The organism is Pseudomonas oplopanacis, from assembly GCF_057128725.1.
The window spans coordinates 1-23845 of sequence record NZ_JBSKHV010000013.1 but is presented as its reverse complement, the minus strand read 5'-3'; the positions used below and the strand labels follow the sequence as shown (position 1 = coordinate 23845).

24 protein-coding genes are annotated in these 23845 nt (G+C 58.8%); 14 read left to right on the top strand and 10 right to left on the bottom strand.

The genetic code is table 11. The annotated features are described in order from the left end of the window. The first annotated feature begins 11 nt into the window (after positions 1–11). From ACWKV5_RS22800 to trpE, 5 genes are all read left to right on the top strand, one after another. Positions 12–836 (top strand): ABC transporter permease, encoded by an 825-nt coding sequence (locus tag ACWKV5_RS22800; RefSeq protein ID WP_027926741.1) that lies wholly within the window; start codon positions 12–14, stop codon positions 834–836. A gap of 222 nt (positions 837–1058) precedes the next feature. After that, positions 1059–2207 carry an iron-containing alcohol dehydrogenase gene (locus ACWKV5_RS22795; protein ID WP_483843082.1) on the top strand — a complete coding sequence of 383 codons (1149 nt, stop codon included), beginning with the start codon at positions 1059–1061 and terminating at the stop codon, positions 2205–2207. 116 nt (positions 2208–2323) lie between these two features. Further along, on the top strand, positions 2324–2998 hold the full coding sequence (gene rpe / locus ACWKV5_RS22790; RefSeq protein ID WP_027926743.1) for a ribulose-phosphate 3-epimerase: 675 nt from the start codon (positions 2324–2326) through the stop codon (positions 2996–2998). Next, positions 2995–3813 carry a phosphoglycolate phosphatase gene (locus ACWKV5_RS22785; RefSeq protein ID WP_483843081.1) on the top strand — a complete coding sequence of 273 codons (819 nt, stop codon included), beginning with the start codon at positions 2995–2997 and terminating at the stop codon, positions 3811–3813. Before rpe ends, ACWKV5_RS22785 begins: the two co-directional genes overlap by 4 nt. 71 nt (positions 3814–3884) lie before the next feature. After that, positions 3885–5366, top strand: coding sequence for an anthranilate synthase component I (gene trpE, locus ACWKV5_RS22780; protein WP_483843080.1), 1482 nt, complete (start codon positions 3885–3887; stop codon positions 5364–5366). A gap of 172 nt (positions 5367–5538) precedes the next feature. Here the strand turns inward: trpE and estP are convergent, their stop codons facing one another. Further along, a complete protein-coding gene (gene estP / locus ACWKV5_RS22775) occupies positions 5539–7449 on the bottom strand; it encodes an esterase EstP (protein WP_483843079.1) in 1911 nt (636 codons plus the stop codon). A gap of 409 nt (positions 7450–7858) precedes the next feature. Here estP and ACWKV5_RS22770 point away from each other — a divergent pair, with 409 nt between their 5' ends. From ACWKV5_RS22770 to ACWKV5_RS22755, 4 genes are all read left to right on the top strand, one after another. Continuing rightward, positions 7859–8452, top strand: a complete 594-nt coding sequence (locus tag ACWKV5_RS22770; protein ID WP_007906885.1) for an aminodeoxychorismate/anthranilate synthase component II — start codon at positions 7859–7861, stop codon at positions 8450–8452. Positions 8453–8461: 9 nt separating this feature from the next. Next, on the top strand, positions 8462–9511 hold the full coding sequence (gene trpD, locus ACWKV5_RS22765; protein ID WP_483843078.1) for an anthranilate phosphoribosyltransferase: 1050 nt from the start codon (positions 8462–8464) through the stop codon (positions 9509–9511). Continuing rightward, positions 9508–10344 (top strand): indole-3-glycerol phosphate synthase TrpC, encoded by an 837-nt coding sequence (gene trpC, locus ACWKV5_RS22760; protein WP_483843077.1) that lies wholly within the window; start codon positions 9508–9510, stop codon positions 10342–10344. The genes trpD and trpC overlap by 4 nt, the downstream gene beginning before the upstream one ends. A 116-nt stretch (positions 10345–10460) precedes the next feature. Beyond that, positions 10461–11162, top strand: a complete 702-nt coding sequence (locus ACWKV5_RS22755) for a lipoate--protein ligase family protein (protein ID WP_483843076.1) — start codon at positions 10461–10463, stop codon at positions 11160–11162. Here ACWKV5_RS22755 and crp read toward each other — a convergent pair. Beyond that, a complete protein-coding gene (gene crp, locus ACWKV5_RS22750) occupies positions 11159–11803 on the bottom strand; it encodes a cAMP-activated global transcriptional regulator CRP (protein ID WP_027926750.1) in 645 nt (214 codons plus the stop codon). The genes ACWKV5_RS22755 and crp overlap by 4 nt on opposite strands. Before the next feature lie 238 nt (positions 11804–12041). On the opposite strand from crp, the gene ACWKV5_RS22745 reads away from it, so the two are divergent. Together ACWKV5_RS22745 and speD are read left to right on the top strand one after the other, a co-directional pair. Continuing rightward, on the top strand, positions 12042–12464 hold the full coding sequence (locus ACWKV5_RS22745) for an OsmC family protein (protein ID WP_007941657.1): 423 nt from the start codon (positions 12042–12044) through the stop codon (positions 12462–12464). Between the two features lie 238 nt (positions 12465–12702). Then, the gene (gene speD / locus ACWKV5_RS22740) at positions 12703–13494 is read left to right on the top strand and encodes an adenosylmethionine decarboxylase (RefSeq protein WP_483843075.1); all 792 of its coding nucleotides are present in this window, start codon (positions 12703–12705) and stop codon (positions 13492–13494) included. Between the two features lie 76 nt (positions 13495–13570). Here the strand turns inward: speD and coq7 are convergent, their stop codons facing one another. The 6 genes from coq7 to hemJ form a co-directional block, all read right to left on the bottom strand. Next, the gene (gene coq7 / locus ACWKV5_RS22735) at positions 13571–14218 is read right to left on the bottom strand and encodes a 2-polyprenyl-3-methyl-6-methoxy-1,4-benzoquinone monooxygenase (RefSeq protein ID WP_027926752.1); all 648 of its coding nucleotides are present in this window, start codon (positions 14216–14218) and stop codon (positions 13571–13573) included. Between the two features lie 108 nt (positions 14219–14326). Beyond that, the gene (locus ACWKV5_RS22730; RefSeq protein ID WP_008027110.1) at positions 14327–14665 is read right to left on the bottom strand and encodes a histidine triad nucleotide-binding protein; all 339 of its coding nucleotides are present in this window, start codon (positions 14663–14665) and stop codon (positions 14327–14329) included. Positions 14666–14726: 61 nt separating this feature from the next. Beyond that, on the bottom strand, positions 14727–15515 hold the full coding sequence (locus ACWKV5_RS22725; RefSeq protein ID WP_483843074.1) for an SDR family NAD(P)-dependent oxidoreductase: 789 nt from the start codon (positions 15513–15515) through the stop codon (positions 14727–14729). Between the two features lie 61 nt (positions 15516–15576). After that, positions 15577–16560: a DUF805 domain-containing protein gene (locus tag ACWKV5_RS22720; RefSeq protein WP_483843073.1), complete on the bottom strand. Its 984-nt coding sequence runs from the start codon at positions 16558–16560 to the stop codon at positions 15577–15579. A 93-nt stretch (positions 16561–16653) separates the two neighbouring features. Further along, positions 16654–17622, bottom strand: a complete 969-nt coding sequence (locus tag ACWKV5_RS22715) for an NAD(P)H-dependent flavin oxidoreductase (RefSeq protein WP_483843072.1) — start codon at positions 17620–17622, stop codon at positions 16654–16656. 33 nt (positions 17623–17655) lie between these two features. Then, positions 17656–18084: a protoporphyrinogen oxidase HemJ gene (hemJ, locus tag ACWKV5_RS22710; RefSeq protein ID WP_027926757.1), complete on the bottom strand. Its 429-nt coding sequence runs from the start codon at positions 18082–18084 to the stop codon at positions 17656–17658. A 135-nt stretch (positions 18085–18219) separates the two neighbouring features. On the opposite strand from hemJ, the gene argC reads away from it, so the two are divergent. After that, a complete protein-coding gene (gene argC, locus ACWKV5_RS22705; protein WP_483843071.1) occupies positions 18220–19254 on the top strand; it encodes an N-acetyl-gamma-glutamyl-phosphate reductase in 1035 nt (344 codons plus the stop codon). A 168-nt stretch (positions 19255–19422) separates the two neighbouring features. Beyond that, the gene (erpA, locus tag ACWKV5_RS22700) at positions 19423–19773 is read left to right on the top strand and encodes an iron-sulfur cluster insertion protein ErpA (RefSeq protein WP_007947969.1); all 351 of its coding nucleotides are present in this window, start codon (positions 19423–19425) and stop codon (positions 19771–19773) included. 69 nt (positions 19774–19842) lie between these two features. Here the strand turns inward: erpA and ACWKV5_RS22695 are convergent, their stop codons facing one another. After that, positions 19843–20934 (bottom strand): anhydro-N-acetylmuramic acid kinase, encoded by a 1092-nt coding sequence (locus ACWKV5_RS22695; protein ID WP_483843070.1) that lies wholly within the window; start codon positions 20932–20934, stop codon positions 19843–19845. A 3-nt stretch (positions 20935–20937) separates the two neighbouring features. After that, positions 20938–22350, bottom strand: a complete 1413-nt coding sequence (locus ACWKV5_RS22690) for a peptidoglycan DD-metalloendopeptidase family protein (protein WP_483843069.1) — start codon at positions 22348–22350, stop codon at positions 20938–20940. Positions 22351–22563: 213 nt separating this feature from the next. Here ACWKV5_RS22690 and tyrS point away from each other — a divergent pair, with 213 nt between their 5' ends. Continuing rightward, positions 22564–23763 (top strand): tyrosine--tRNA ligase, encoded by a 1200-nt coding sequence (tyrS, locus tag ACWKV5_RS22685; RefSeq protein WP_483843068.1) that lies wholly within the window; start codon positions 22564–22566, stop codon positions 23761–23763. Positions 23764–23845: the final 82 nt, after the last annotated feature.

The window sequence follows — 23845 nt, the reverse complement described above, 5'->3', positions numbered from 1 at the left end:
GGGAGAACGAAATGCTGAGTCCTTATATGTCGCCCGTTGAGCGGGTGTGGTTCTACAGTTTGCGGATTCTCTGCGGCTTGATTCTGTTGTTCCTGATTCTGCCAGTGCTGGTGATTATTCCGCTGTCGTTCAACTCGGGCAGTTTCCTCGTGTACCCGCTGCAAGGTTTCTCGCTGCACTGGTACCAGGATTTCTTCGCTTCGGCTGAATGGATGCGCGCCCTGAAGAACAGCATCATTGTCGCCCCGGCGGCGACGGTGCTGGCGATGGTCTTCGGCACGCTGGCGGCGATTGGCCTGACCCGTGGTGATTTTCCCGGCAAGGCGCTGGTCATGGCGCTGGTGATTTCGCCGATGGTGGTGCCGGTGGTGATCATCGGTGTGGCGAGTTACCTGTTCTTTGCCCCGTTGGGGTTGGGCAACAGCTTCTTCTCGCTGATCGTCGTGCACGCGGTGCTGGGTGTGCCGTTTGTGATCATCACAGTGTCGGCGACCTTGCAGGGTTTCAACCATAACCTGGTGCGCGCCGCTGCAAGCCTGGGTGCTTCGCCGCTGACCGCGTTTCGCCGGGTGACGTTGCCGCTGATTGCGCCGGGTGTGATTTCGGGGGCACTGTTCGCCTTCGCGACGTCGTTCGATGAAGTGGTGGTGACGTTGTTCCTCGCCGGTCCCGAGCAAGCGACCTTGCCTCGGCAGATGTTCAGCGGGATCCGCGAAAACCTCAGCCCGACCATCGCCGCTGCCGCAACGCTGTTGATCGCCTTCTCGGTGATCCTGCTGCTGACCCTGGAATGGCTGCGCGGTCGCAGCGAAAAACTGCGCACCGCCCAGGTCTAAAGCCCTGCACCATCCCCTGTGGGAGCGAGCCTGCTCGCGAAAGCGTAGTGTCAGTCGACATCGATGTTGAATGACACACCGTCTTCGCGAGCAGGCTCGATCCCGCAGTTGTTTTTGGGGTGTTTTCGGGATCGTTGGTCATTCACGACCTGAATAGCAGACAAACCCCAATCCCCAGCTACTATTGTGCCCAGCTCCCCTATCTATAAGAGGCTGCGCACGATGAGTCTTTCCTCTTTCAAAATCGCTCACAAACTGATCACCGGCGCAGGTGCCATCGAGCAGCTCGCCGCTGAACTGACCCGTCTGGATGTCGACAACCCGCTGATCGTCACCGATGCCGCGCTGGTCAAGTCCGGCACGGTCGAACTGGCGCTGGCGCAGCTGGGGGACCGGTCCTACGAGATATTCGATCGGGTGCTGCCAGACCCGGAAATCGCCATCGTCGAAGACTGCATGCGGGTGTATCGCGACGGCGGGCATGACGGCTTGATCGGTCTGGGCGGCGGCAGTGCCATCGATATCGCCAAGAGCGTGGCGGCGTATGCCGGTTACCACGGCGCGCTGGAAGATTTGTTCGGCATCGATCAGGTGCCGCGCAAGGGGCCGCCGCTGATCGCGATCCCGACCACCGCCGGCACCGGTTCGGAAGTCACCAACGTGGCGATCCTTTCCGACAAGGTCGCGCAGCTGAAAAAAGGCATCGTCAGCGACTATCTGTTGCCGGACGTGGCGCTGGTCAGTCCGCAAATGACCCTGACCTGCCCGCGCAGTGTCACGGCCGCCAGTGGCGTCGACGCGCTGGTGCATGCCATTGAATCCTACCTGTCCGTCAACGCCTCTCCCATCACCGACGCCCTGGCCATCGGTGCCATCAAGCTGATCGCCAAGGCGCTGCCCAAGGCCTATGCCAATCCGTCCAACCTGCAAGCCCGCGAAGACATGGCCACCGCCAGCCTGATGGCGGGCATGGCATTCGGCAATGCAGGGGTCGGCGCGGTGCATGCGTTGGCGTATCCGCTGGGCGGACGTTTCAACATCGCCCACGGTGTCAGCAACGCCTTGTTGCTGCCCTATGTCATGACTTGGAACAAGATGGCCTGCGTCGAGCGCATGCAGGATATTGCCGAGGCCATGGGGGTGAAGACCGCGCACTTGAGCGTCAACGAAGCGGCGGACAAAGCCGTGGAGGCGATGACCGCTCTGTGTGCGGCGGTCGAAATCCCGTTGGGCTTGCGCAGTTTCGGTGTGCCCGAAGACGCTATCCCGGCCATGGCCGCAGAAGCGGCAGGGATCGAGCGCCTGATGCGCAACAATCCGCGCAAATTGAGCGCCGTCGATATCGAGAAGATCTACCGGGCGGCGTACTAGAGCTCTTCGTGACTTATTGATCGAAGGCAGCCCCAATCATCGCGGTCACAGTGCGCGCGCCAAACTATGAGGTATACAATGCGCGCCATCGTGATTCTGCTCAAAAAAGGTGCGTCATGCAGCCCTTCGTCATTGCTCCGTCGATTCTCTCCGCCGACTTCGCCCGCCTGGGTGAAGAAGTGGACAACGTCCTGGCCGCCGGTGCCGACTTCGTGCACTTCGATGTCATGGACAACCACTACGTGCCGAACCTGACCATCGGCCCGATGGTGTGCGCGGCGCTGCGCAAGTACGGCGTGACCGCGCCGATCGACGCGCACCTGATGGTCAGCCCGGTGGACCGCATCGTCGGTGACTTCATCGAAGCCGGTGCGACCTACATCACCTTCCACCCGGAAGCCTCGCAGCACGTCGACCGTTCCCTGCAACTGATCCGCGAGGGCGGTTGCAAATCGGGCCTGGTGTTCAACCCGGCTACACCCCTGAGCGTGCTCGAATACGTGATGGACAAGGTCGACATGATCTTGCTGATGAGCGTCAACCCGGGCTTCGGCGGGCAGAAATTCATCCCCGGCACCCTCGATAAACTGCGTCAGGCGCGTGCCCTGATCGATGCGTCCGGGCGTGACATCCGCCTGGAAATCGACGGCGGCGTGAACGTGAACAACATTCGTGAAATCGCTGCGGCGGGCGCCGATACCTTTGTGGCAGGCTCGGCGATTTTCAACGCACCGAACTATCAGGAAGTGATAGAGAAGATGCGCGCCGAACTGGCGCTGGCTCGCCCATGAGTGGTTTTGAGCAGCTGTTCCCGGGGCGTCTGCCGCGGCTGGTGATGTTCGATCTGGATGGCACGCTGATCGATTCGGTCCCGGACCTCGCAGCGGCTGTGGATCACATGCTGCTCAAGCTGGGCCGCAAACCCGCCGGCATCGAATCGGTACGTGAATGGGTCGGTAACGGCGCGCCGGTATTGGTGCGCCGTGCGCTGGCGGGTGGCATCGAACACTCGACGGTCGACGATGTCGAGGCTGAACACGCGCTGGAGATTTTCATGCAGGCCTATGGCGCGAGCCATGAGCTGACCGTGGTTTACCCCGGTGTGCGTGACACCCTCAAGTGGCTGAACAAACAAGGCGTGGAAATGGCGCTGATCACCAACAAGCCGGAGCGTTTCGTCGCGCCGCTGCTGGATCAGATGAAAATCGGCCGCTACTTCAAATGGATCATCGGCGGCGATACCTTGCCGCAGAAGAAACCCGACCCGGCCGCGCTGTTTTTCGTGATGAAAATGGCCAACATCCCGGCCTCGCAATCCTTGTTCGTCGGCGATTCGCGCAGCGATGTGCTCGCGGCGAAAGCGGCGGGGGTCAAGTGTGTGGCGCTCAGTTACGGCTACAACCATGGCCGGCCGATTGCCGAAGAGTCGCCGGCGCTGGTGATCGACGATCTGCGCAAGTTAATTCCCGGTTGCCTGGATTCGGCCGCTGAGATAACGTTGCCCGACGCTGTTCAACCCCCTGCTGGAAACGCCATCGTGGTGGTCACTCGCAAACTCTGGATGAAAGTCATCAAGGCCCTGGCCCGCTGGCGTTGGCGCGCCTGACTTGTTCCTGGCCGGCATACCGGCGCGTTTGCATACCTGACTGTTAGACCCTCAAGCCACGAGGCTACCCCATGATCCGCGAAGAATTCCTGCGTTTGGCCGCTGCCGGCTACAACCGCATCCCGCTTGCCTGCGAAACCCTGGCTGACTTCGACACGCCGCTGTCGATCTACCTGAAACTGGCCGACGAGCCGAACTCCTACCTGCTGGAATCGGTTCAGGGCGGGGAGAAGTGGGGCCGTTACTCGATAATCGGCTTGCCATGCCGCACCGTGCTGCGGGTGCATGACCATCACGTCAGTGTGACCGTCGACGGCATCGAGACCGAAAGCCACGATGTGGAAGACCCGCTGGCGTTCGTCGAAACCTTCAAGGCTCGCTATAACGTGCCGACCATCGCTGGCCTGCCGCGTTTCAACGGCGGCCTGGTGGGCTATTTCGGTTATGACTGCGTGCGGTATGTGGAGAAGCGTCTGGGCAAATGCCCGAACCCGGATCCTCTGGGCGTGCCGGACATTCTGCTGATGGTCTCTGACGCGGTGGTGGTGTTCGATAACCTCGCCGGCAAGATGCACGCGATTGTGCTGGCCGACCCGGCGCAGGACGGTGCTTTCGAGCAAGGCCTGGAACGTCTGGAAGAACTGATGGAAAAACTCCGCCAGCCGATCACGCCGCGCCGTGGCCTGGATTTCAGCAAGCAACAGTCGGCTGATCCGGTGTTCCGTTCGAGTTTCACCCAGGACGATTACGAAAAAGCCGTCGACACCATCAAGGAATACATCCTGGCCGGTGACTGCATGCAGGTCGTGCCGTCCCAGCGCATGTCGATCGACTTCAAGGCTGCACCGATCGATTTGTACCGGGCGTTGCGCTGCTTCAACCCGACGCCTTACATGTACTTCTTCAACTTCGGCGACTTCCATGTCGTCGGCAGTTCCCCGGAAGTGCTGGTGCGGGTCGAAGACAACTTGATCACCGTGCGCCCGATTGCCGGCACCCGTCCACGCGGGGCTAACGAAGAGGCTGACCTGGCGCTGGAAAAAGACCTGCTGTCCGATGACAAGGAAATCGCCGAGCACTTGATGCTGATCGACCTCGGTCGTAACGACACCGGTCGGGTCTCGGAGATCGGTTCTGTGAAACTCACCGAGAAAATGGTCATCGAGCGTTATTCCAACGTCATGCACATCGTGTCCAACGTCACCGGGCAGTTGAAGGCCGGGCTGACGGCGATGGACGCGTTGCGGGCGATCCTGCCGGCGGGCACGTTGTCGGGTGCACCGAAGATTCGCGCGATGGAAATCATCGATGAACTGGAACCGGTGAAACGTGGCGTCTACGGCGGTGCGGTCGGTTACTTTGCCTGGAACGGCAACATGGACACGGCCATCGCCATCCGTACCGCGGTGATCAAGAACGGCGAACTGCACGTGCAGGCCGGTGGCGGCATCGTGGCCGACTCGGTACCGGCGCTGGAATGGGAAGAAACCCTGAACAAACGCCGCGCGATGTTCCGCGCCGTAGCCCTGGCCGAACAAACCCCGGACACCTGAACCTGTGTGAGCCTTTGTGGCGAGGGAGCTTGCTCCCGCTGGCCTGCGAAGCAGGCCCAATTGACGACTGCTACGCAGCCGAGCGCGAGCAAGCTCGCTCGCCACAGTAAGTATTCAGCACAAAAAAAACGCGGCGCCTGTGAAGGCGCCGCGTTTTTTATGGCCGATCGATTTAGAAGTCCAACGCAACCCCTAAATTAATCCCTTGCTGGGTAAAGTCGTCATCCTTGCGAATGTTGTAGCTGGCGCGCAGTGCCAGTTCCTTGGTGAGGTTGTGGCTTACGCCCAGGTTCACCCGGTTCAGGTTGGTTTGCGGGGTGTAGCCTTCCAGCGTGAACTGGTTGTTTGGCAGGGTGTTGAGGTTGATCGCCACGTCCTGGGTATCGTCGTTGTACTCACGCTCGTGAGCCACTTCGCCAAACACCTGGGTTTGTGGGGTGATCTGGAATTTGCCCTGCAAGCCGATGCCGAGGCGACGGGAAATACTGTCCTGATCGCCATAGGTCAGCGCTGTGGAGTTATTGCCGTCCTCCGAGTAGCCATCGACTTTGACCTTGGAGAAGTCGGCGCTGACAAACGGCGACAGGTGCCAAGGGCTGCTGGCTTGCTGTGCGATGTCATAACCGATGCGAGCACTGAAGGCCTCAACGTAGCCATTGGTGTCGCCTTTTTCGCCGCGTTCGTTGGCGCCCAACTGGAATTTACGCTTGAGGCTCTCGTAATCCAGGTGCCCGGCGGTCAACGCCATGTCCGCCCAGATGCGGTTTTGTTGGTACTGGGCGAATGCGGTACCGAGGTAAGTGTTGAGCTTGTAGTCGGAGTCGTTCGACCCGGCTTCGAGTTTCTGGTTATAGAAACCGGCCGCTACACCCACACGCCAGGCGTCGTCGAGGCGATAGCTGCCACCGATGTTCAGGTTGTACCCATTGCCGTCGGCACTGACGACGCTGTCCTGACCATCAAAGTCCTGATGTTGGCCACCGCCGGAAACAATCGCGCGCCATTGACCCACGTCTTGCCAGTTTTCCCAATCGGCCAGCCATTGGTTACGCAGTTCATCCTGGTGCGCGCGCAAGGTGCCTTGGGCCATTTGCGGCAGCAGCGTCAGTTCCCACGGCGCTGACAACAGCGAATATGCGTAATCGGCAATCAGGCGTTGCCCGGCTTCGGTCGGGTGTACCGCGTCGTTGTAGATCAGCTTGGTCGGGTCGGGTGTGGCGCTGTTGATGCCGTAACGGGCGTTCTCGGTGCAGCCGTTACCGCTGAAACAGGTGGCGCTGAGGTTCTGGTCGGTGGCCAGGCCAAATTGCGCCGGGTTGGCGAACGTCTCTTTGAGCAGCACCGGAATGTTCAGCGGGATGATTTCGGCATTGATGTTCTGCAGTCGGCTGACCAGTTCAGTGTTGAACTGGGCGCTCAGCTGAGAAGTGAACGCTTGCAGCGGGGAGCCGTTGAACGCCGGTGTGAAGCCGATATCGGGCAGCAGCCAGACCATGACGTATTTTGCGCCAGCGGTTTGCAGCGTCTGTACGCTGTCGGCCAGACGGTCGGCGGCGGCACTGGCCTGAGGCAGGCTGGTGACGCGTCCCTGCAGGAAGTCGTTACCGCCACCCGACAGGTAATACAGCGCGTTCGGGTCGGCACGGAAGTTGTTCGACGGCAGGTACCCGGCACGGACGCGTTCGCCAGTGTCGGAGGTGGTGGTGATCGAATCGAGAATCTGATCGGTGCGATAACCGCCGACAGCCCAGTTGTTGCCGTCGGGTTGGCCATTGCTGGCGCGCACCGCCGACGACGATGAAGCGGTCTGGTCCGCCGTGTACCCCAGTTTGCCACCGAGGATCTGCGTGGAGTTGAGCGAGCGGACTTCGCCGCTGCCATCCAGATAAACCGGCCCCGTCCGGTTGGTGAAGCGTTCCGTCGACCCGGCAGGTCCGCCGGTGTCGGCAAAGGTCCCCGCGTCATTGAGACTGTCGCCGAAGACGACGAAATTGGTGTATGGATTCGGTGCGGCGTACGCCTGGGCGCAGGCCATTGCCAGCAAGCATCCTGCGAGCGGTACAAGCAACGTCTGTTTGATCATGAGCAAGTCCGTTTATTTATTGTTTTAAGAGAACGAAACGACAGTACCAAAAACTTCCGGCCTTTTGCCATCCGTCGCGAAGCCTTTGAGAGTTTCGCGAGCAGCAGCCCCGGCCATATTGCACGCTCTGCCCAGCTAAGTTACTGTGCCGAGACGTATGAATGAGACCTTCCCCGTGTTGATCATCAGTAAACTCCTGGATCAAGTCATCAAGGCACACGCCCGCTGGCGTTGGCGCGCCTGAATTCTTTTGCCGGCCTCGCCGGACCTGTACCGCTTTGCCTTCTTTACCTGTTTGAAATGCCGCTTTGCTGGCGCTACCCCGGCACCTGACAAAGCGTAGCGCTCTGCGGGTCAATCATTCGAAGGCCATCTTTAAAGTCAGTGAATTCAAGAGGTTCAAAACGCCATGTTGCTGATGATCGATAACTACGACTCCTTTACCTACAACGTTGTGCAGTACCTCGGTGAGCTTGGCTCCCAGGTCAAAGTCGTGCGCAACGATGAACTGACCATCGCTGAAATCGAAGCCCTCAACCCAGAGCGCATCGTGGTATCCCCCGGTCCTTGCACCCCGACCGAAGCCGGGATCTCGATTGAAGCGATCAAGCATTTCGCCGGCAAACTGCCAATTCTTGGCGTCTGCCTCGGCCACCAGTCCATCGGCCAAGCCTTTGGCGGTGATGTGGTTCGCGCTCGTCAAGTGATGCACGGTAAGACTAGCCCGGTATTCCACGAGGACAAGGGCGTCTTTGAAGGCCTGAATCGTCCATTGACAGTCACCCGCTATCATTCGCTGATCGTCAAACGCGAGACCCTGCCCGATTGCCTGGAGCTGACTGCCTGGACCCAGCTTGAAGACGGCTCGGTCGACGAGATCATGGGCCTGCGCCACAAGACCCTGAACATCGAAGGCGTGCAGTTTCACCCCGAGTCGATCCTGACCGAGCAGGGCCACGAATTGTTCGCTAACTTCCTCAAACAAACCGGCGGCACGCGCTAAGGACTTTTCATGAATATCAAGACAGCCTTGGGCCGTATCGTCGATCACCTCGACCTCAGCACCGATGAGATGCGCGATGTAATGCGCGAAATCATGACCGGCCAATGCACGGATGCGCAGATCGGCGCATTCATGATGGCCATGCGCATGAAAAGCGAGAGCATCGACGAAATCGTCGGCGCCGTTTCGGTCATGCGCGAGCTGGCCGACAAGGTCGAACTCAAGACCCTCGACGGCGTTGTCGACGTGGTCGGTACCGGCGGTGACGGTGCGAATATTTTCAACGTATCGACCGCTTCTGCCTTCGTCGTTGCGGCGGCCGGTTGCACCGTAGCCAAACACGGTAACCGTGCAGTGTCGGGCAAAAGCGGCAGCGCAGATCTGCTGGAGGCGGCGGGCATCTACCTGAGCCTGACGCCGGTCCAGGTCGCACGCTGCATCGACAATGTCGGCATCGGCTTCATGTTCGCCCAGACTCACCACAGTGCCATGAAGTACGCCGCCGGTCCGCGCAAGGATCTTGGCCTGCGCACCCTGTTCAACATGCTCGGCCCGCTTACGAATCCGGCCGGTGTGAAGCATCAGGTGGTGGGCGTGTTCAATCAGGCGCTGTGCCGGCCATTGGCCGAAGTCCTGCAGCGATTGGGCAGCAAGCATGTGTTGGTGGTGCATTCAAAAGATGGCCTGGACGAGTTCAGCCTGGCCGCGCCGACCTTCGTGGCGGAATTGAAGAACGACCAGATCAGCGAATATTGGGTCGAGCCTGAAGACCTGGGCATGAAGAGCCAGAGCCTGCATGGCCTGGCCGTGGAAAGCCCGGCGGCCTCGCTGGAACTGATTCGCGATGCCTTGGGCAAACGCAAAACCGAAAGCGGTCAGAAAGCTGCCGAAATGATTATGCTCAATGCCGGTGCCGCGTTGTACGCCGCCGACCATGCAACCAGTTTGAAAGAAGGCGTTGCCCTGGCGCACGATGCGCTGCACACAGGCCTCGCTCGGGAGAAACTGGAGGAGTTGGGTGCATTTACCGCGGTATTCAAAGTGGAGAATGAGGGATGAGTGTACCGACGGTTCTGGAAAACATTCTGGCGCGCAAGGTCCAGGAAGTCGCCGAGCGTAGCGCTCGTGTGAGCCTGGCCGAGCTGGAAAGTCTGGCCAAGGCGGCCGATGCACCCCGTGGTTTTGCCCAGGCATTGTTGGCGCAGGCCAAGCTCAAGCAGCCAGCGGTGATTGCCGAAATCAAGAAAGCTTCGCCGAGCAAGGGCGTGATCCGCGAGAACTTCGTTCCCGCCGATATCGCCAAGAGCTACGAGAAGGGCGGCGCGACGTGTTTGTCGGTGCTGACCGATATCGATTTCTTTCAGGGCGCCGATGCGTATCTGCAGCAGGCCCGGGCGGCGTGCAAACTGCCGGTGATCCGCAAGGACTTCATGATCGATCCTTACCAGATCGTCGAAGCGCGGGCGTTGGGCGCCGATTGCGTGTTGTTGATCGTCTCCGCGCTGGATGACGTGAAAATGGCCGAGCTGGCTGCCGTGGCAAAAAGTGTCGGCCTCGATGTGCTGGTGGAAGTTCACGACGGTGACGAGTTGGAGCGGGCCTTGAAAACCCTCGACACACCGCTGGTCGGCATCAACAACCGCAACCTGCACACGTTCGATGTCAGCCTGGAAACCACCCTCGACCTGTTGCCGCGCATCCCTCGTGATCGCCTGGTGATTACCGAAAGCGGCATTCTTAACCGCGCTGATGTCGAGCTGATGGAAATCAGCGACGTGTATGCGTTCCTGGTCGGCGAGGCGTTCATGCGCGCCGAAAGCCCGGGGACCGAGTTGCAGCGACTGTTCTTTCCGGAGCGCGGTACAGCGGTGAGTGGTTCTACACTCGACTGAAAAAGCTTCGCGAGCAGGCTCGCTCCCGCAGGAAATTGGATTTCAATGTGGGAGCGAGCCTGCTCGCGAAGGCGGCATAAGACGCACCATAGACTTAAGGTCCGACGGAATACCTTATGACCCTGATTACCTCCCTGACCACCGAAGCCGGCCTGCTCGCCGAGCAGGATCTATTGGCCCATGTCTGCACCGGCGCCTCGGAATTCGGCTTGCTGTTCTGGCAACCCAATGACCGCGCCCTGGTCATGCCGCGACGCCTGAATCGCTTACCCGGTTTCGAAGCAGCCTGCGAGGTTTCAGCTGCTGCCGGCTGGCCCGTGCTGTTGCGTGAAACCGGCGGTGAGCCGGTGCCGCAATCGGCGTCCACCATCAACATCGCATTGGTCTACGCACCGCCACGCAGCGAAGGCGATCAAAACCGCATCGAAACCGCCTATCACCGACTCTGCGATCCGATCTGCCAGTTGCTGGATGAACTGGGCGGTGTGTCGTCCCTCGGCGAAATCGAAGGTGCGTTCTGCGACGGCCGTTTCAACGTCAATCTCAATGGCCGCAAGATGGTCGGCACTGCTCAGCGCTGGCGCCAGAGCAAGGGCGGCACGCGTCCAGTCGGATTGGTGCACGGCGCGTTGTTGCTGGATAACGAGCGGGAATCGATGGTTGCGGCGGTCAATCGTTTTAATGAAGCCTGCGGCCTGGAGCAGCGGGTTCGCGCCGAAAGCCACATCGCCCTGCATGAGAAGTTCGCCGCGCCCGATGCGCTCGGGCGGCTCGATGCGCTTTATCGCCAATTGCTGGCAGACATGTTCAAGGCTTAGCGCGTACCGAAGACCACCATGGTCTTGCCTTTGACGTCCACCAGGTTGCGCTCTTCCAGATCCTTGAGCACGCGACCGACCATCTCACGCGAACAACCGACAATCCGGCCGATTTCCTGACGGGTCACTTTGATCTGCATGCCGTCCGGGTGGGTCATCGCATCCGGCTGCTTGCACAGTTCCAGCAGGCAACGGGCGACGCGACCGGTCACGTCGAAGAACGCCAGGTCGCCGACCTTGCGCGTGGTGTTACGCAGGCGCTGTGCGATTTGTCCGCTGAGGACGTAAAGAATGTCCGGATCTTGCTGGGACAGTTCGCGGAATTTCGCGTAGCTGATTTCCGCGACTTCGCATTCGATCTTGGCGCGCACCCAGGCACTGCGTGCCTGTTCCAGGCCAGCCTGTTCGAACAGACCCAACTCACCGAAAAAATCCCCGGCATTCAAGTAGGCGATGATCATTTCACGACCATCGTCATCCTCAATCAGGATCGTGACCGAGCCCTTGATGATGAAGAACAGGGTTTCCGAGCGATCGCCCGCGCAAATGATGTTGCTCTTGGCCGCATAGCGACGGCGCTGGCAATGCATCAACAGCTTGTCGAGGTTTTTGATTTTGGGTATTGGGGTAATAGCAACCATGGTTGTATCCCGAAAAGACGTCACGGTGTGTGTTTGATTTTCTTATGGGTCGCCGACAACGGCGGAAGCAAAGCTGGCTATGCGCCAGCGAATTGGCGTCAGCTTAACAGACACTTCCTGCAATATTTGAGAATTTACCTACAGCTTGGGCACCTGCGTCCCAGGAAGGTGAAACGCTGTCAATCCGGGGCCCTGTGCTAAGCTGGCGACCCTTTTTTTAGACAGTGGAGTCTTGGCGATGAAGGCACGCATCCAATGGGCTGGCGAAGCCATGTTCCTCGGTGAATCCGGCAGCGGTCATGTCGTGGTCATGGACGGTCCGCCCGATGCCGGCGGTCGCAACCTGGGTGTCCGGCCAATGGAAATGCTCCTGCTGGGTGTCGGCGGTTGCAGCAATTTCGACGTGGTCAGCATCCTCAAGAAATCCCGCCAGGCCGTCGAAAGCTGCGAAGCCTTCCTCGAAGCCGAGCGTGCGACCGAGGACCCGAAGGTCTTCACCAAGATTCACATGCACTTCGTGGTCAAGGGCCGCGGGCTGAAGGAAGCCCAAGTCAAGCGCGCCATCGAGCTGTCGGCGGAGAAGTATTGCTCGGCCTCGATCATGCTCGGCGCAGCTGGCGTGGCGATTACCCACGACTACGAGATCATCGAACTCGGTTGAGCCGACATTCAACTATCATAAAAGCGGTGCAGACTCTGGCGAACCCAAGCTGACGTCTGCATAATGCGCCACTTTTTTCAGGGTAGTGGTCCGTCAACCGACAGGCCGCGCCCCCGAACTGACAACCAAAATCGCCATCGCGAAGAGGTGTTAACCGTCCTACGCAGGTGCGTTGTTCGCATTTGACGGGCATGCTTGATCACGCGGCCGGGCCGCAATACATAGAGAGTTTTTAACGGTGAAAAGCAAACTCAAGCTCCACGGGTTCAATAACCTGACAAAGACCTTGAGCTTCAACATCTATGACATCTGCTACGCGGAAACCCCGCAAGACCAACAGGCTTACGTTGAGTACATCAATAAAGAGTACAACGCGAAACGCCTGACGCAGATCCTCACGGAAGTTGTCGATATCATTGGTGCCAACATCCTGAACATTGCCAGTCAGGACTACGAACCTCAGGGCGCCAGCGTCACGATTCTGATCTCTGAAGAGCCGGTAACCCCGACCGACAGCCAGATCGAAGAGTCCCCGGGCCCGTTGCCTGAAATTATCCTGGCCCACCTCGACAAGAGCCACATCACGGTGCACACCTACCCGGAAATCCATCCGGTGGATGGTATTGCGACTTTCCGTGTGGACATTGACGTGTCGACCTGTGGTGTCATCTCACCGTTGAAAGCGCTCAACTTCCTGATTCACCAGTTCGATTCGGACATCGTGACCGTGGATTATCGTGTGCGCGGCTTCACCCGTGACGTTGAAGGCAAAAAGCACTTCATCGACCACGAGATCAATTCGATCCAGAACTACCTGTCCGACGACACCCGCGACGCGTACCAGATGACCGACGTGAATGTGTACCAGGAAAACCTGTTCCACACCAAAATGCTGCTGAAGAACTTCGAACTGGATAACTACCTGTTCGGTGACGCCACCAGCAGCTTGTCTACTGAGCAACGTGCCCAGGTGACCGACCGTGTGAAACACGAAATGCTCGAAATCTTCTACGCACGCAACATGGCGTAAGACTCTCGAACACAAAAAAAGGCGACTCCCTCACGGCAGTCGCCTTTTTCATGTCTGTCGCAAAAAGCCCCAGAGATCAGATCCGATAAGTGCTCTTGGTCATCACCTTGGCCAACAGACTCATCCCGAACTTAACCGGTGCCGGAAAACGGAACCCGCCGGCGTCCAGCGCACTTTCCGCATGATGTTCTTCATCAATACGCATCTGCTCAAGAATCGCCCGGGATTTCTCATCTTCTGCCGGCAATTGCTCAAGGTGTTCATTCAAGTGCTTGCACACTTGATGTTCAGTGGCGGCAACAAAACCGAGGCTGACTTTGTCGCTGATCAACCCGGCCACTGCGCCAATCCCGAAGGACATGCCGTAGAACAGCGGGTTAAGAATGCTGGTATGGCTGCCCAACTGATGAATGCGTTGCTCGCACCAGACCAGATGGTCGATTTCTTCTTCGGCAGCATGCTCCATGGCGGCGCGTACATGCGGGAGCTTGGCGGTCAGGGCTTGCCCTTGATACAACGCCTGGGCGCAGACTTCACCGGTGTGGTTGATGCGCATCAGGCCGGCAACGTGCCGGGTGTCCTCATCGCTCAATTTTGCATCGGGCTGGACGATGGCTGGCGACGGACGGTAAGGCTGGCCACTGAAGGGCAGCAGGGTGCGCATGGCGGCATCGGCTTGCAGCAGAAGACGGTCAATTGGCGAGTAGTGACGTTGGGTAGTCATGCTGACCTCCGGGAAAAATCTCGGCGGCCAGTTTAACCCAATCGGCCGGGGAAGGTTTGAGCTGGGTCATGCGGGAGTGGCTGGCCACTCCCCTGGAACAGCCGGCAATCAGCCCGGCGGCCAGTGCATCTGACGCTGACCCAGCACGTGCATATGAATGTGATAGACAGTCTGCCCACCTTCTTCATTGCAGTTCATGACAACGCGAAAACCTTTTTCGCAACCCAGCTCCAGCGCCAGACGCTGCGCGGTGAACAGAATATGCCCGGCCAGTGCCTTGTCGTCCTCGGTGAGGTCGTTAAGGGTGCGCACGGGTTTTTTCGGGATCACCAGAAAATGCACCGGTGCCTGTGGGGCGATATCGTGGAAGGCCAGTACCTGGTCGTCCTCGTAAATGATCTTGGCCGGGATTTCCCGGTTGATGATCTTGGTGAACAGAGTATCCACAGCTGTTTTCTCCGTTGTTTTGGCTGGCCTGAGTGTACCCATGGTTTAACCGTAGGACCATTCAGCGTGGGCAGTAAACCTTGTTGACCATGCCAGCGATTGTCCGATTCAACCAGCGCGAGCCGAGCCGTGGCAAAAAGGCGCGCCAACGGTTGCGTCGGCCGGGGATGATGATTGCGCGATTTTTCTCCAGGGCGCGTACGGTGTAGAGCGCCACTTCTTCAGGACTCATGAGCATTTTGCTGTCGCTCAGTTTGCCGGTGTCCAATTGCGCGGTACGGAAGAAACCGGTGCGCGTCGGGCCGGGGCACAGCACCGAGACCTTGACTGCGCATTTCTTCAGCTCGACGCGCAAGCCCTCGGAAAAATGCAGCACATACGCCTTGCTCGCGTAGTAGGTGCTCATCCACGGGCCGGGCAGGAACGCGGCGACCGAGGCAACATTGAGGATCTGCCCGCCACCCTGCAAGGCCATGGAGTTTCCGATGGCGTGGCAGAGGCGGGTGAGTGCCAGGATGTTCACTTCGATCAGGTCCTGCTCGGTCATCCAGTCTTGAGCGAGAAAGGGACCGCAGGTGCCCATGCCGGCGCAGTTGACCAGCAGATCGATCTGACGGTCACCTTCCTCCAGTTCCAGCAGAAAGCCCGACAGGCGTAGCGGCTCGCCAAGGTCACAGGCACGAAACAGTACTTCCACGCCAAAACGTTGAGTCAGTTCAATCGCAATACTTTCCAGCTGATCACGCTGTCGGGCCACCAGAATCAGGCTGCGGCCACGGCGGGCCAGCGCTTCGGCCATCGCCAGGCCGATGCCGCTGGAAGCGCCAGTGATCAGAGCGTAACGGGTCATGCAGTTCTCCATCGCAACAGCTCCGCGCCGCGACGCAGGTGTCACGGGCGGGGAGCGCTGTTTATTCTTTCGCAGAGTCTACAGGGGCCGGGGCTTCTTCGGCTTCATCGTCTGCAGAATCCGGTGCGGGTTCGGCCGCTTCGGCCGGTTCGACTTCAACATCTTCGGTTGTCACCGCGCCGCTGTCGTAGCTGCTTGTCGTGGTGCTTTCATACTCTTCCTGAATCGCACTGTAACCGCCGGCCAGAGCGCCCACGATGACGATGGCGATAAACACGACCCACAACGAAGAAAGAACCTTGACCGCAGTGCTATTGGGCGGAGGTGGCGGGCCGTAGCGATTGGCGATGTTGGTGCCGGGAGCGACCATGATCACCAGCGGGAAGAAACTGCCCACGAACGGGACGAGGTTCAACAGCCAGAGCCAGCCGGACCAGCCGATGTCGTGCAAGCGTTGAACGCTGAACTGGATACTGGCGACCGCGACTGCGATGAACAGAATGAACGCGACCAGACCACCGATAATCAAGCCTGCCGTCGAATCGGCACTGATGATGGCGACCGCCGGGATGGCCAGGACCAAAACGACGCCGAGAATGACCAGGGTCAGGGCCATCGTCCAGGCCAGGTAACGCAAGCGGCCGATGCGACCTTCGACACTGAACGGTTTGAGTGTGGCGAACGCCGGCAGGTTTTCGCCGACGCTGGCCTGAGGCGGAGCGTAGGGCGAGACCGGTTCGGCGAAGACAGGCTGGGGCCTGGCGGGAACGTGTTCGTGTTCGTGTGCGTCGGCCAGGTTCAGTTCGATGGACGATTCGCTTTCGATCCGTGCCTTGATGCCGGTTTTCGTCAGCGCCTGCAGGTAGATTTGTGCATCGGCGTGCGACAAGTCCTGCTTGAGCGTGACGGTCTTGCCGGTGAACAGCCGTTCAACCGCAGCGACTTCGCTTTTGTACAGTGCGGCGAGATTCTGCTTGGCGGTCGTGAGGTCGACGCCTGGCAGCAGAGCGCCGTCGAATACGATCTTGAAACGGTTTTCGCTCATTGCGAGGCATCCTTGTCGCGTGTGTTTGAGTTAGAAAGTGTTACAGCGACAGAGTGTAAGGCCAGCCGGGTTGGGCTGGCCAAAATTTTCCTCTCAGCGCGGCCAGCGTTTTGGCAGCTGTGCCGCCAATTCCAGTGCCTTGCGGTATTCCGCGTCCAGCCGTGCGACCAATTGATCGACACTTGGTAAATCATCGATTTCCCCGACGCCCTGACCCGCAGACCACACGGTTTTCCAGGCCTTGGCTTCATCGCTGACCGGTTTCAGTTTGGAACCGAAGTTGACCTCACCCTTGTTTTGCAAGGCCGCCATGTCGAAACCGGCGGCTTCCAGGCTTTGGCGCATGAAACTCGCCGGTATGCCGGACACCGCTGGAGTATGGACGATGTCCGCCGCCCTGGAAGTCAGCAACATCTCTTTGTAAGCGTCAGGCGCATGACTTTCAGTGGTGCCGATAAATCGCGTACCGAAGTAGGCCAAATCCGCACCAAGCAATTGAGCGGCGAGAATCTCGTGGCCATGGTTCAGGCAGCCGGCGAGCAATAGCGTCTTGTCGAAGAACTGACGAATTTCGGCGATTAGTGAGAATGGGCTCCAGGTGCCAGCGTGACCACCGGCGCCCGCGGCCACGGCGATCAAGCCGTCCACCCCGGCCTCGGCGGCTTTTTCCGCGTGGCGGCGAGTCGTCACGTCGTGGAACACCAGGCCGCCGTAGCTGTGCACGGCGTCGACCACTTCTTTCACCGCGCCGAGGCTGGTGATCACAATCGGCACTTTGTGCTCGATGCAGATCGCCAGGTCCGCTTGCAGGCGTGGGTTGCTGTTGTGAACGATCAGGTTGACCGCATAAGGGGCCGGGTTCTCCAGTGTCGCCAGGCCTGCCTCGATCTCTTCCAGCCAGGCCTTGAACCCGCTGCTCTCGCGCTGGTTCAACGCGGGGAAGCTGCCCACCACGCCATTGCGGCAGCAGGCGAGCACCAATTGCGGATTGGAAATCAGGAACATCGGCGCAGCCACGACCGGCAGACGCAAACGTTGTTCGAGCAGAGCGGGCAGCGACATTGGGAGTACCCCGGTGAGTGGTGCGTATTGAAGTTAGAACGGCCGAACGACGACCAGAATTACGATAGCCAGCAATATCAGAACCGGGACTTCATTGAACCAGCGATAAAAGACATGGCTGCGGGTATTTTCGCCACGGGCAAAACGTTTTACCTGAGCGCCGCACATGTGGTGGTAACCGATCAGGATCACCACCAGGGTCAGTTTGGCGTGAATCCACGCGCCTTGACTGAAGATGCTCGGATTGAGGGCGATCAGCGCAATGCCGAAGATCAGGGTGGCGATCATCGCCGGGCCCATGATGCCTCGGTACAGCTTGCGCTCCATGACGCTGAAGCGTTCCTTGCTGACCGTGTCTTCACTTTGTGCGTGATAGACGAACAGGCGCGGCAGATAGAACAGGCCGGCAAACCAGCAGACCATGCTGACGATGTGAAACGCTTTGAGCCACAGATAGAGCATTTTTAGTTATTCCCAGGTTCACGGTAGCCCGGATAGTAGAGGCTTGAGCGGCCGCACGTCACCTTGCCGGTTGTCGCAGGACGATACGCACCCTATTATCGACGGCTTTCCAGTGGGTTCGTTGAGGGCAGGTTTATGGTCAAGGTCGGTATCGTCGGCGGCACGGGTTACACCGGTGTCGAACTGCTGCGTCTGTTGGCACAGCATCCGCAAGCTGAAGTGGTAGTGATCACTTCCCGATCCGAGGCTGGCATGGCCGTGGCCGACATGTACCCGAACCTGCGAGGCCATTACGACGGCCTGGCGTTCAGTGTTCCGGACATAAAGACATTGGGTGCTTGTGACGTGGTGTTCTTTGCCACACCACACGGTGTTGCCCATGCTTTGGCCGGCGAACTGTTGGCCGCCGGTACCAAGGTCATCGACCTGTCGGCGGACTTCCGTCTGCAGGACTCCGTCGAGTGGGCCAAATGGTACGGCCAACCGCACGGCGCTCCGGAACTGCTGGAAGAGGCGGTTTACGGCTTGCCGGAAGTCAATCGTGAGCAGATCAAGGAGGCTCGCCTGATCGCTGTGCCGGGTTGCTATCCGACCGCTACGCAATTGGGGTTCCTGCCGCTGCTCGAAGCGGGCCTGGCGGATACCACCCGCTTGATCGCTGACTGCAAATCCGGGGTCAGCGGTGCCGGGCGTGGCGCCTCTGTAGGATCGCTGTACTCCGAGACGTCGGAAAGCATGAAGGCTTATTCGGTCAAAGGTCACCGTCACTTGCCGGAAATCCGCCAGGGACTGCGTCGCGCAGCAGGCAAGGACGTCGGCCTGACCTTCGTTCCGCACCTGACGCCAATGATTCGCGGTATTCACTCGACGCTTTATGCGACCGTCGTGGATCGTTCGGTCGATCTGCAAGCGTTGTTTGAAAAGCGCTACGCCAACGAACCGTTCGTCGATGTAATGCCTGCCGGCAGCCACCCGGAAACCCGCAGCGTGCGCGGTGCCAATGTGTGCCGGATTGCCGTGCATCGTCCGCAGGATGGTGATCTGGTGGTGGTGTTGTCGGTCATCGACAACCTGGTCAAAGGCGCGTCGGGTCAGGCGGTGCAGAACATGAACATCCTGTTCGGCCTGGATGAGCGCTTCGGCTTGTCCCACGCGGGCATGCTGCCGTAAGGCTCAATCCCGGACAGCAAAAAGGCCCATTGAATGGGCCTTTTTGCATTCTGGTCGGACAGTTTGCTTGATTGATATACCGTAACAATAGTTGACCGATTTTCTAGGAGAAGCGGATAATGCGCGTCATCACGCATTATGGCGGCGTAACGCCGGGAGATAGTCAGCATGAGCGTCGAATCCTTCACCCCCACGGCTTTGCAATTCACCCACGGTGCCGCGCACAAGGTGAAGAGCCTGGTCGATGAAGAGGGGAATGATCGCTTGAAGCTGCGCGTATTCGTTACGGGCGGCGGTTGTTCAGGTTTTCAGTACGGCTTCACCTTCGATGAAGAAGTGGCCGATGACGACACCATCGTCGAACGCGAAGGCGTGAGCCTGGTCGTGGACCCGATGAGCTTCCAGTACCTGGCAGGCGCCGAGGTGGATTATCAGGAAGGTCTGGAAGGTTCGCGCTTCGTGATCAAGAACCCGAACGCCAGCACTACCTGTGGCTGCGGTTCTTCGTTCTCGATCTGATCGCACCTTCAGCACACTGTAAAACGCCGCAGAACCTTATGGGTTATGCGGCGTTTTGCTGTCTGGGGTTTATGCGGGGTAGATCGCGCCGAGTACGCGCAAGCCGCGGGCGCCGGTGACACTTGGGCGGTTGGCGGCGATGCCTTCGAGGCAGCAATGGGCCAGCCAGGCAAAGGCCATGGCTTCAACCCAGTCGGGGTCTACACCGTGAGTGGCAGTGCTGCTGACTTTCGCATTCGGCAGTAAGCCGGCCAAACGCTTCATCAGCGTGGCGTTGTGCGCGCCGCCGCCGCAGACCAGCAGTTCTTGCGTATTCAACTGGGCATGTTGCAGTGACTCAACGATGGTCAGCGCGGTGAGTTCGAGCAGGGTGGCTTGTACGTCTTCGGCGGCGAATGCCGGCAGTTTCGACAGGTGCTGTGTCAGCCAGGGCAGGTTGAACACTTCGCGGCCGGTACTTTTGGGGCCTTTGGTCACGAAGAAAGGATCGCTGAGCAATTCATTCAGCAGATCCGGCTCGACGTTGCCGCTGGCGGCCCATTGACCGTCACGATCGAAGTTGTTGCCGCGCTGTTGGTGAATCCAGGCGTCCAGCAGCACATTGCCAGGGCCGCAGTCGAAACCCGCTACCGGTTTGCCGGGTTCAATCAGGCTGAGGTTGCTGAATCCGCCCACATTCAACACTGCGCGATGACCTGCGCTTTCATCAAACAAGGCTTCGTGGAAGGCTGGCACCAGCGGAGCGCCTTGCCCGCCTGCGGCCACATCGCGGCTGCGGAAGTCACTGACTACGGTGATGCCAGTCAACTCGGTCAGCAGGGCGGCGTTGCCTATCTGCACAGTAAAGCCGCGCGCCGGTTCGTGGCGAATGGTCTGGCCGTGGCTGCCAATCGCACGAATGTCTTCGGGCTTCAGGTTTTGTTGAGCAAGCAGGGAGTGAATGCCCTGGGCCGCCAGTTTTACCCAGTTTTGTTGGGCGATGGCAGAGCGGGCAATCTCGTCCGGGCCGCTGGCGCACAAGCCGAGCAGCTCGATGCGCAGGGATTCCGGCATGGGAATGTAGTGCGTGGCGATCAGCTTGATCGCGGGGGAGAGCTCAACCAGTGCGATGTCCAGGCCATCGAGACTGGTTCCGGACATCACACCAATATAGAGCGTCATGGCTTAGCGCTTGCTCGAAGCCAGCAGGGTGGCCTTCTCTTGATCCATACGCGCCATCAACGGTTGGCTCTGCGCTAGGAAGCGTGAGCGTTCGGCCTTGGCGATCGGATCGGCCATTGGCAACTTCTGGCCCAGCGGGTCGACGTGAACGCCATTGACCTGGAATTCGTAGTGCAAGTGCGGGCCAGTGGAGAGCCCGGTGGTGCCGATGAAGCCGATCACCTGGCCCTGCTTAACCGTACCGCCGGTTTTTACGCCTTTGGCGAAGCCTTGCATGTGGCCATACAGCGTGGTGTAGGTGGCGCCGTGCTGGATGATCACGGTGTTGCCATAGCCGCCGCGGCGACCGGCCAACAATACTTTACCGTCGCCGGCAGCCTTGATTGGCGTGCCCCGTGGTGCGGCATAGTCAACGCCTTTGTGGGCGCGAATCTTGTTCAGGATCGGGTGCTTGCGGCCCATGGAGAACTTCGAACTGATGCGGGCGAAGTCAACCGGGGTTCGGATGAACGCTTTGCGCATGCTGTTGCCGTCAGCGGTGTAGTAGCTGCTGTTGCCTTGTTTATTGATGTAACGCACGGCGGTGTAGGTTTTGCCGCGGTTGGTGAAGCGTGCGGAAAGGATCGGGCCGTTGCCGACAGCCTTGCCGTTGACGACTTTCTGTTCGTAGATCACATCGAACTCGTCGCCCTGGCGAATATCCTGGGCGAAGTCGACGTCGTAGCCAAACACGCTGGCCATGTCCATGGTCAAGCTGTGGGACAGGCCGGCGCGAGCGGCGGATTGCGACAGCGAACTGTTGATGACGCCATGAACATAGGCGGAACGCACAGTGGGCTTGGCGGTGATGCGGTTGAATGCATAACCCTTGTCATTCTTGGTCAGGGTAATGCTTTCGACGTCGCTGATCTTGCTGTGCAGGTTGGTCAGCTGGCCTTCAGGGTTCAGTTCGAATTCGAGTTTCTGCCCATGTTTAAGCTGGCTGAACTGCTTGGCTTGCTTGTCGCTGGCCAGAATTTCATGCACCGAAGCGGCCGGGAGGCCGACTTTCTCAAACAGGGTGGAGAGCGTATCGCCCTTGGAGACGATCACTTCCCTGTGGTTTGGAGCCTTCTTTTCTTCGACCACAGGCGCGGCCTGAGCGGTTTCCTGCGGTTCTTCGGCGGCGCTTTCGATCTGCGCGAAAGGGGAGGCCACTGGTTCATTTGTGGCTTGAGCGGCCTCAGCGGCGTCTTGTTCTTGTGACAGTTGTTCAGCAGGGGTTTCCAGTTCAAGACTCAGGGTGGTCTTTTTGGCTTCAACATCGCTGGAAGGGAATACCAGAAGCGCCAGGCTCAGCAGAGCGGCGATGCCACTTGCTGCGAGCAGGTGGGTCTTCGGGTAAAGCGGTGGCGCTTTAGACGATTCTTTGGTCATAAGTAATTTTTGACTTTGAAAAAAGATGAATTGGAAAAGATGAATGACATGATGAAGATGAAATAACTGTATAAAATATAACCAAATCATCTCTGAAGCAAGTCCGCGGACACTCTGCCGGCGGATTGGCGTCATTGCGCCGGCCAAACTTTGTATTTGACGCGTGATCTTGTATGGTTGGTCCCCTTTGAATTCGAGCCTTGCGGGTCTGTTATGAAGTCGGTTGAAGAGCAGCTAGCGCTGATTAAACGTGGTGCGGAAGAACTGTTGGTCGAGTCCGAGCTGATCGAGAAGCTCAAACGTGGCCAACCGCTACGTATTAAGGCTGGCTTCGATCCGACTGCACCGGATTTGCACCTGGGTCATACCGTGCTTATTAATAAGCTGCGCCAGTTCCAGGAGCTGGGGCATCAGGTGATCTTCCTTATTGGTGACTTCACCGGGATGATTGGTGATCCGAGCGGGAAGAGCGTGACACGTCCGCCGCTTACCCGTGAGCAGGTTCTCGAGAACGCCGAGACCTACAAGACCCAAGTCTTCAAGATTCTTGATCCGGCTAAAACCGAAGTTGCGTTCAACTCCACCTGGATGGATCAGATGGGGCCGGCCGACTTCATTCGCCTGACTTCGCAGTACACCGTTGCGCGCATGCTCGAGCGCGACGATTTCGACAAGCGCTATACATCCAATCAGCCCATCGCCATTCATGAGTTCCTCTATCCGCTGGTTCAGGGTTATGACTCGGTCGCGTTGCGCGCAGATGTCGAGTTGGGCGGTACCGACCAAAAATTCAACCTGTTGATGGGGCGTGAGCTTCAGCGCGGGTACGGTCAAGAGCCGCAGTGCATTCTGACCATGCCGTTGCTTGAAGGTCTGGATGGCGTGAAGAAGATGTCCAAGTCCCTGGGCAATTATGTCGGTATCCAGGAAGCACCAGGTGTCATGTATAGCAAGCTGGTTTCCATTCCGGATGCGCTGATGTGGCGTTACTTCGAATTGCTCAGCTTCCGCTCCATGGATGAGATCAATGCATTCCGTGCCGATGTCGAAGCTGGTGCGAACCCGCGTGACATCAAGATCAAGCTGGCTGAAGAGATCGTTGCGCGTTTCCATGGAGAGGAGGCTGCGGCCAATGCTCACCGTGGAGCAGGCAATCGTATGAAGGAGGGCGAGCTGCCGGATGATCTGCCTGAGATCGAATTGACTGCTGCTGAGGATATGCCGATTGCGGCTGTCCTTAATAAGGCAGGGCTGGTGAAGAACTCGGCAGTAGCGCGTGATCTGTTGAATGCTGGCGGTGTGCGCATAGATGGTGAAGTGGTTGATCGCACCTTTATATACGTACTGGGTGCCACGCACGTTTGTCAGGCCGGCAAGAAGGCATTTGCGCGTATTTCGCTGAAATCCGAGTAAAGCCGAAATCAGTGCTTGACGGCAGATTCTGGATGTCTATAATTCGCCCCACTTCCGGCGCAGTCGAAACGGAAAACTCCTT

Excerpts from the sequence above, each read along its gene's own strand:
- hemJ (WP_027926757.1), bottom strand. The coding sequence starts at position 18,084 with ATGCTCTATCTGTGGCTCAAAGCGTTTCACATCGTCAGCATGGTCTGC.
- trpC (WP_483843077.1), top strand. The coding sequence starts at position 9,508 with ATGAGTGTACCGACGGTTCTGGAAAACATTCTGGCGCGCAAGGTCCAG.
- ACWKV5_RS22785 (WP_483843081.1), top strand. The coding sequence starts at position 2,995 with ATGAGTGGTTTTGAGCAGCTGTTCCCGGGGCGTCTGCCGCGGCTGGTG.
- ACWKV5_RS22745 (WP_007941657.1), top strand. The coding sequence starts at position 12,042 with ATGAAGGCACGCATCCAATGGGCTGGCGAAGCCATGTTCCTCGGTGAA.
- ACWKV5_RS22715 (WP_483843072.1), bottom strand. The coding sequence starts at position 17,622 with ATGTCGCTGCCCGCTCTGCTCGAACAACGTTTGCGTCTGCCGGTCGTG.
- trpD (WP_483843078.1), top strand. The coding sequence starts at position 8,462 with ATGAATATCAAGACAGCCTTGGGCCGTATCGTCGATCACCTCGACCTC.
- ACWKV5_RS22800 (WP_027926741.1), top strand. The coding sequence starts at position 12 with ATGCTGAGTCCTTATATGTCGCCCGTTGAGCGGGTGTGGTTCTACAGT.
- ACWKV5_RS22720 (WP_483843073.1), bottom strand. The coding sequence starts at position 16,560 with ATGAGCGAAAACCGTTTCAAGATCGTATTCGACGGCGCTCTGCTGCCA.
- argC (WP_483843071.1), top strand. The coding sequence starts at position 18,220 with ATGGTCAAGGTCGGTATCGTCGGCGGCACGGGTTACACCGGTGTCGAA.
- erpA (WP_007947969.1), top strand. The coding sequence starts at position 19,423 with ATGAGCGTCGAATCCTTCACCCCCACGGCTTTGCAATTCACCCACGGT.
- coq7 (WP_027926752.1), bottom strand. The coding sequence starts at position 14,218 with ATGACTACCCAACGTCACTACTCGCCAATTGACCGTCTTCTGCTGCAA.
- ACWKV5_RS22795 (WP_483843082.1), top strand. The coding sequence starts at position 1,059 with ATGAGTCTTTCCTCTTTCAAAATCGCTCACAAACTGATCACCGGCGCA.
- ACWKV5_RS22755 (WP_483843076.1), top strand. The coding sequence starts at position 10,461 with ATGACCCTGATTACCTCCCTGACCACCGAAGCCGGCCTGCTCGCCGAG.
- ACWKV5_RS22695 (WP_483843070.1), bottom strand. The coding sequence starts at position 20,934 with ATGACGCTCTATATTGGTGTGATGTCCGGAACCAGTCTCGATGGCCTG.
- tyrS (WP_483843068.1), top strand. The coding sequence starts at position 22,564 with ATGAAGTCGGTTGAAGAGCAGCTAGCGCTGATTAAACGTGGTGCGGAA.
- crp (WP_027926750.1), bottom strand. The coding sequence starts at position 11,803 with ATGGTTGCTATTACCCCAATACCCAAAATCAAAAACCTCGACAAGCTG.
- ACWKV5_RS22770 (WP_007906885.1), top strand. The coding sequence starts at position 7,859 with ATGTTGCTGATGATCGATAACTACGACTCCTTTACCTACAACGTTGTG.
- rpe (WP_027926743.1), top strand. The coding sequence starts at position 2,324 with ATGCAGCCCTTCGTCATTGCTCCGTCGATTCTCTCCGCCGACTTCGCC.
- ACWKV5_RS22690 (WP_483843069.1), bottom strand. The coding sequence starts at position 22,350 with ATGACCAAAGAATCGTCTAAAGCGCCACCGCTTTACCCGAAGACCCAC.
- estP (WP_483843079.1), bottom strand. The coding sequence starts at position 7,449 with ATGATCAAACAGACGTTGCTTGTACCGCTCGCAGGATGCTTGCTGGCA.
- trpE (WP_483843080.1), top strand. The coding sequence starts at position 3,885 with ATGATCCGCGAAGAATTCCTGCGTTTGGCCGCTGCCGGCTACAACCGC.
- ACWKV5_RS22725 (WP_483843074.1), bottom strand. The coding sequence starts at position 15,515 with ATGACCCGTTACGCTCTGATCACTGGCGCTTCCAGCGGCATCGGCCTG.